General features: G+C 56.5%; 5 protein-coding genes. 4 read left to right on the forward strand and 1 reads right to left on the reverse strand.

Annotation, left to right across the window (positions count from 1 at the left end; genetic code table 11):
* From AC1D17_RS26965 to AC1D17_RS26980, 4 genes are all read left to right on the forward strand, one after another.
* A partial coding sequence (locus AC1D17_RS26965; protein WP_477568320.1) for an AbiJ-NTD4 domain-containing protein occupies positions 1-610 on the forward strand: 610 nt, incomplete at its 5' end.
* A gap of 106 nt (positions 611-716) precedes the next feature.
* Positions 717-2,852 (forward strand): ATP-dependent nuclease, encoded by a 2,136-nt coding sequence (locus tag AC1D17_RS26970; RefSeq protein ID WP_477568321.1) that lies wholly within the window; start codon positions 717-719, stop codon positions 2,850-2,852.
* A complete protein-coding gene (locus AC1D17_RS26975; protein ID WP_477568322.1) occupies positions 2,852-4,657 on the forward strand; it encodes a UvrD-helicase domain-containing protein in 1,806 nt (601 codons plus the stop codon). Before AC1D17_RS26970 ends, AC1D17_RS26975 begins: the two co-directional genes overlap by 1 nt.
* A 219-nt stretch (positions 4,658-4,876) precedes the next feature.
* Positions 4,877-5,620 carry a sulfite exporter TauE/SafE family protein gene (locus tag AC1D17_RS26980; protein WP_477568323.1) on the forward strand — a complete coding sequence of 248 codons (744 nt, stop codon included), beginning with the start codon at positions 4,877-4,879 and terminating at the stop codon, positions 5,618-5,620.
* 18 nt (positions 5,621-5,638) lie between these two features.
* On the opposite strand, the gene tnpC is transcribed toward AC1D17_RS26980, so the two are convergent.
* Complete coding sequence (tnpC, locus tag AC1D17_RS26985) at positions 5,639-7,192, reverse strand: IS66 family transposase (RefSeq protein WP_477568324.1); 1,554 nt, start codon at positions 7,190-7,192, stop codon at positions 5,639-5,641.
* Between the last annotated feature and the right edge of the window lies 1 nt (position 7,193).

The raw sequence follows: 7,193 nt of genomic DNA on the forward strand, positions 1-7,193 counted from the left end.
CCCCCAAAACTGGAGCGAATACCCAAATATTTGGGAGGAGGTCCTTAGCCTACTAAGCACCTGTGAGTGGTACAAGGTCTACGATATAGCGGAAGCACTTTGGCGGTCATTTGAGTACCGGCCCGACCAGCAGGAACGATTTGAGAACGACCTCAATCGGGTCTTCCGGGAGAAGGGCATCGGGTGGGAGCTTAAAAATCCAGACGGCATCGTATTCCGTGGTGACCAGACATTCGCAGTTGCAACAGAGCAAGCTGTTGGGGCGTTTGCGCAGACAGGGCGATACACCGCGGCCGGCGAAATCCGAGAGGCGCTTAAGGATATTTCGCGGCGACCGGAGCCGGATCGCACAGGTGCAATTCAACATTCGATGGCCGCTCTCGAATGTGTCGCTCGAGACCTGACCAACTCCCCGAACCAGAACCTGGGCCAAATTATCAATGGCCTTTCCCTTACGCCGCCCATGGGTGACGCTGTGCACAAGTTATGGGGTTACGCCTCGCAAAAGGGCAGGCATGTGCAAGAGGGCCACGATGCTAGCGCGGCAGAAGCCGAGCTCGTTGTCAGCGTCGCCTGCAGTCTTGCGGTGTTTCTCCTGCGGCGTGAGTGAGTTTATGACTAAGCTGGTGACGTAGCGCGAAGAAACGCGCGGATCGATGGTTTATTCTCGTATTGCGATTATGTTCGCTGGATCGCAATTTCATGAAGGGTACCCAATGCATATCTCCCGCGTTCAACTGGTAAACTATCGCAACTTCGAGCGGGCAAGTTTTCATTTCAACAAGGGTATCAATACGGTCATCGGTGAGAACGGTTCCGGAAAAACTAACCTGTTCCGTGCGATGCGGCTCATGTTGGACGATGATTTCCTTCGCTGGGCATATCGCCTGGAGGAGGTCGATTTTCATCGCGGACTCGGCAACTGGCGAGGTCATTGGATCATCATCAGTGTCGAGTTTGCCGAAGTGTCGCAAGATGAAGCCGTTCAGGCGCTTTTCCTCCATGGCACAGGCGTCATCGAAAACGAGGCTGTCGCCCGGGCCACCTATAATCTGATTTTTCGGCCCAATGCCTCACTGCGCAYCCGCTTGAGCCAACTCGCCGAAGGCGATCACGCCGGTCTTGCGACGATCCTGAACGCGATCACCCTCGACGAATATGAAACTGTCTTTTCTGGAAAAAGCACGGCCGACTTCTCCGATCCTGCTGTTTACGACGAGCTTGTTGGTGATTTTGAGTCAGTGCAATTTCCGGAGGAGTTACACCCGGTAATCTTGGGTGGGAAGATCCCTGGCATAATGTCGGTGAGCAAGGAGGTCTGCTTCACCTTCGTCCAGGCACTTCGCGACGTCGTCAGTGAATTCCAGGGTCAGCGCACCAATCCGTTGCTGACGCTCTTGCGCAGCAAAAGCGGCGACCTCGACCCAGCTGTGCTCGCGCCGATCACGGAGCGGGTCAAGGAGCTCAACACTGCGATTGAAGCCATTCCTGACGTTGGGGAGATCAGAGCCGATATAAGGCAGACAATCCGCGATGCCGCGGGAGAGACGTATTCTCCGGCAAGCCTAGCGGTCCGCTCGGCGGTTCCAGCCGAAGCCGACCGCCTTTTTCAGTCCCTTAAGCTCTTCGTTGGCGAAACCGACGACGATTACGAGGGAACGATCAATGAGATGAGCCTTGGCGGCGCGAACTTGATCTATCTCACCCTTAAGCTCCTCGAATTCAAATACCAGAAGGCTAAACAGGCCTGCGCCAACTTCCTCGTCATAGAGGAGCCAGAGGCGCACATTCATACACACATCCAAAAAACACTTTTCGACCGGCTGAGCTATCCAGACACCCAAGTCATCTACTCCACGCACTCCACGCAAATTTCTGAAGTCAGCAACGTGGAAAATGTGAACATCCTGGGCCGGAGCGGCTCTCGATGTGATGCTTTTCGGCCGAGCGCTGGCTTGGATGAGCCAGAAATCAGAAGCATTCAACGCTACCTCGACGCGGTCCGTAGCAACCTCCTTTTCGCAAAGAGTGTGATCCTCGTGGAGGGTGATGCGGAAGAAATTCTTCTTCCAGTCCTGGTCAAAGAGGTACTGGGAGTGAGCCTCGACGAATTGGGGATCAGCCTTATCAATATCCGAAGTACCGGCTTCGAAAACGTCGCGATCCTCTTCCATGACCTCCGCATCCGTCGCCGTTGCGCGATAGTGACGGATTTAGACGCTGCCTTCTTTAATACTGATCCTAACCCGGCAGACTCGGATTCGCTGAGAAAGGCCAAAGAAAAGGCCCTCGGCTCCCAGGCGGCGGGTATCGTTCGTCGTGCGCGCCTGACGGCATTCAAAGACGGGAACGATTGGATTTCCGTTCACTATGCTCCCCGGACATTCGAGGTTGAATTCATCGCAGCGGGCAATGCCGAGTTGGCGGTTTCGGCAGTGAATTCGGTTTACAGCCAAGCAGCTACAATAATGGCAGCCACGGAAGAGTTGCGGTCTATCGACCCCGCGGTCTACGGCAAACGAATCCTCACCATGGCAGAGAGCGCCGGCAAAGGCTGGCTTGCGATTCAACTCGCAAAGCGAGTAACGGGTGCGACACGTATCCCGGACTATATCATCGAGGCGATCTTTTCAGTGCATCGTCCTATCAGCCGCGCTGTTCTTTCAAATATGATCGAGCATCGCCTTCAGTTTCATCAGGATCCGGCTGTTATTGTGGAAGCTCAGCTTGCCGAGCTTCGGGGGCAAGTGAATGCTTTTCGCGCAGGTGAGCTAGAGATCGCCCCGCTTCGCGAAGCGATAATCGGCGTCGTGGCCGGCGACGTCATTATTGACGTCATAGGACACGCCTGATGGTCTTCGTCTGGCAGAGAGGCGACCTCAACGATGAGCAGACCGAGGCTATTGAGCATGACGGTAACGTGTTTCTCGCCGCATGCCCAGGAAGTGGTAAAACAAGGGCTTTGACCTACAAGATCGCCCTCGAGCTTTCGAAGCTTGAAAGCGAAAGGCATTGGATAATCGCCATCACGTATACCCATCGCGCTGCTGAGGAGATTGCAGAACGGATCGAGAGGCTGGGCGTCTCTACGGACAGGCTCTGGATTGGCACGATCCACTCTTTTTGCCTTGATTGGATCCTTCGCCCTTACGCCATCTATCACGAAAAGCTCGGAAACGGATTTCGCGTGGTTGACCAGCATGAAACCGAGACCATCCTTACAGAGCTCTGCCACCAGTCGCCGTCCTATGTTCGACCGCTCGATTGCAGATACTTTCTTACGACCGACGGCTGTGAACTGGAAGCAGCGAACCCAAATCGTCGGGTGGCCGCCCTTGCGGTCCTGGAGAGATATTGGCAACACCTCGACGGAAGCCGGGCAATCGACTTTGAGATGATCCTAGGCTGTGCGCACGAGCTTATCGCCAGTCAACCCACGATCTCCATCCTGCTCGGATCCTTGTTCCGATACGTCTTGATTGACGAATACCAGGATACGAAGGAGATCCAGTACGCTATCGTTGCTGCGATCCTGAACGCGTCTGCCGGGAACGCGAAAACGTTCATCGTCGGCGATCCCAACCAGGCAATCTACGGATCCTTGGGCGGCTACGCGATGAGCCGAGCGGAATTTGCCGCACGGGCAGGCATAGAACTTGCCGATAAAAGCCTTGTGAGCAACTACCGATCTTCTGACCGGATCGTCGGGTATTTTTCTAACTACTGCGTCGTCCCAGCAGCTATAGATGCCGTCGGCCCCGAGCGGGATTACCAAAGCTTGATCTCATTCAATCACGAGATCAATCAGCAGGAGCTCCACGACGAGATCGTTCGGCTCATCCGTTACAACATCGAAACGCTCGGCATTCCGGCGCACGAAGTTTGCGTGGTCGGGCCGCAATGGGTGCAACTCGCCGCGATCACCAGACGGCTCGTCGCCGCACTTCCCGAATATAGCTTTGACGGACCGGGTATGGCGCCATTCGCGCGAGACCAAGACAATATCTGGTTCAAGGTTTCTCGGCTTGYCTTGACACGACCGGACCCTCAACTGTTTGTGCGCCGCATGCGCTGGGCTGGCGAAGTGCTCGACCACTTTCGATCAGTGGGGGTAAATATCCCGAAAATCTCGCGGCGGGATCTCCTCCGGCACTGCAATCAGATCGAGATCGATGTCGACGACGGGCTTGAATACCTGGAGCTGTTTTTCGCCGAGTTGCTGCTGGTGTTGGGGATAGAGATCGCGCTCTTTCCCGCACTCGTTGAACATCATACCGCCTTCTTCGAACGCTCCAGAGTGCAGATTGAACGTCTTGAAAATGCCGGCGTGCAGGCGGTCTCCAACATCGCGATGTTCAGGCGCGTGTTTGCGACCCGCTCGGGGATAACAATTTCCACCATACATGGAGTCAAAGGCGCTGAATTCGACACTGTGATCGCATTTGCGTTGCTGGAGGGAATGGTTCCACATTTTGCGGATCCCAACGCGATTGATAGCGCCAATAAGCTGCTATACGTCATAGCGTCCCGCCCGCGTAAGAACCTGCATTTGATAGCTGAGGCTGGTCGCGTCAACGGAATAGGGGAGCCATACGAGGCGACCCAAATTCTGGCTAATCAGGCCTTTGGCTATGATGGCCTCGAACATGTGGAATAGCTACGCCATCGGGTGCGGAGGAGGTAGAGCTTAGCATGAATGACTGAAGACTGAGAGCAATCGTAAGCGCTGTCCCGCTGACACCTTGTCCTTCGTTCATGATGCCTTTTCGAAACCTACCCCTATGATCATGGGCGGCGACGTCACGCCGATTGCGGCACCTACACAATCCTGTAGTGTTCCGACTTACGAGACTCGGACAGGAATTTAGGATCGACAGTGGACAGCGAAACGACGTGGCTCTCTGCTGCCTTCATAATCATTGCTATGGTCTATGCAGCCGTTGGACAGGCTGGAGCATCGGGTTACATAGCTGTTATGGGCTTGGCAGGATTTGCGCCCGTCGCCATGAAGACGACTGCGCTTTCTCTGAACCTTGTGGTTGCCGCGATTGGCACCGCACTGTTCCTAAAGGCGGGGCGCATCTCATGGCGGAATGTCTGGCCATTTGCCGTTCTTGGGTTTCCCTTCTCCATGTTAGGAGGAGCGGTTCACTTACCTGAAGAGACCTACTACCCCATTGTCGGCGTCGTGCTGATACTTTCCGCGCTTCAGATGGCCCGAACTGCGTTTCGAGATAGGTCGGCTGCAGCCGAAGTAGCAGTCAAACCGCCTTTTGTCGAAGCGCTGGCGACAGGGGCCGTCATAGGCTTCGTATCCGGCACGACGGGGACCGGGGGCGGTGTATTCCTTGCCCCAATTATCCTCAGCATGAGATGGGCAACGGTGCGGGAAGCGGCTGCCACCACGGCAGTTTACAATCTCATAAACTCAGGCGGGGCGCTGGTTGGAGCCTATGCTGTATGGGACCAAATCCCTTCGACCCTGCCAATCTGGCTAGTCGCAGTAGCGGTGGGCGGGTCTATAGGTGCTTACGTCGGCAGCCGCTATCTCCCCGACCGCTGGCTGCGTGCAATCCTTGCCCTTCTCCTGCTGGTGTCGGGGGTCAAGTTAGTCCTATGAGCGCGGCTTTGGGTCCAACTACCCTGCCTGGCGATTCCAAGGTAAAAGAGCTTCAACCCGGCTCTGCTTGTGGCCGTTAACGATGGCGGAGAGCGTGCTGGTCAAGTACGCAAGAGGATCGACGGCATTGAGCTTGCAGGTTTCGATAAGCGACGCGATAATCGCCCAGTTCTCAGCCCCGGCATCGTGGCCCGCAAAGAGTGCGTTCTTGCGATTTAGGGCTATCGGCCGAATGGTTCGCTCGACGCTGTTGTTGTCGATCTCGATGCGTCCGTCGGTCAGAAAGAGCTTCAAACCATCCCAGTATTTGGCGATGTAGGCCAAAGCCTCGCCGAGTGGGGATTTGGTTGCGACACGGGCACGGTGATGGATGAGCCAGTGATGCATGTCGGACACCACTGGCGCTGACCGTTCCCGTCGACCGGCTAGGCGAGCCTCTTGGTCACGGCCGCGCAGTTCGGCTTCGATCCGATACAGCTCGCCGATTCGCCTAACGCCATCCTCGGCAATAGGTGATGTTCCGTTACGGGTGATCTCCACCAATTTGCGCCGGGCATGCGCCCAGCAATAAGCAAGCCGAATGTCCGCGCCGACGCGCTCAGGTGCGATCAGCCTGTTATATCCGGCATAGCCATCGACCTGCAGGATACCGGAGAACCCCTCCAATATGTGTTCGGCATGAATGCCCCCGCGACCTGGCGCATAGGTGAAGGCAACACCTGGCGGATCACCGCCGCCCCATGGGCGATCATCCCGTGCCAACGCCCAGAAGTATCCGGTCTTGGTTTTGCGAGAGCCTGGATCAAGAACCGGAGCACGCGTCTCGTCCATGAACAATTTGGTTGAGCGCTTCAGGTCGGCGATCAGCGCATCGAAGACGGGAAGCAGCTCATAGGCTGCTCGACCGACCCAGTCGGCGAGCGTGGACCGGTCGAGATCGACGCCCTGGCGGCTCATGATCTGCACTTGCCGATAGAGGGGTAGATGATCGGCATATTTAGAGACCAGCACATGGGCGACGGTCGCTTCCGTCGGCAACCCTGCCTGGATCAACCGTGCCGGAGCCGGAGCCTGAACAACGCCGTCGGTGCAGGCACGGCAGGCATATTTGGGACGGCGCGTGACCAAGACTCGGAATTGCGCCGGTACGACATCGAGGCGTTCGGAGACATCCTCGCCGATGCAATGCAGGCAACCGCCACAGGCGCAGATCAGGCTTTCCGGCTCGATCACCTCTTCCACTCGGGGAAGATGTTTTGGAAGAGAGCCGCGATTGGTCGTGCGTGGCTTGGTCGTCTTGGTTCCAGCAGGAGTGTCCGCCTCGTCCTCGGCATGGATCGCGGCCATCGCCGTTTCCAGGTCCTCCAATGCCAGGTCGAACTGGTCGGGAGCGGTCTTCTCGGACTTGCGCCCGAAGGCTGCTTGCTTAAAGGCTGCGACCAGCTTCTCAAGCCGTTCTATCCGCTCGTCCTTGCGAGCGATCTGGGCATCTTTGCCTGCCTCGCGTGCCTGCGCCGCGATCAGCATCGCCTTCAGGGCGGCAACATCATCGGGAAAGTCGGCGGTATCCAGC

Source organism: Pararhizobium sp. P1_E7 (genome assembly GCF_056405855.1).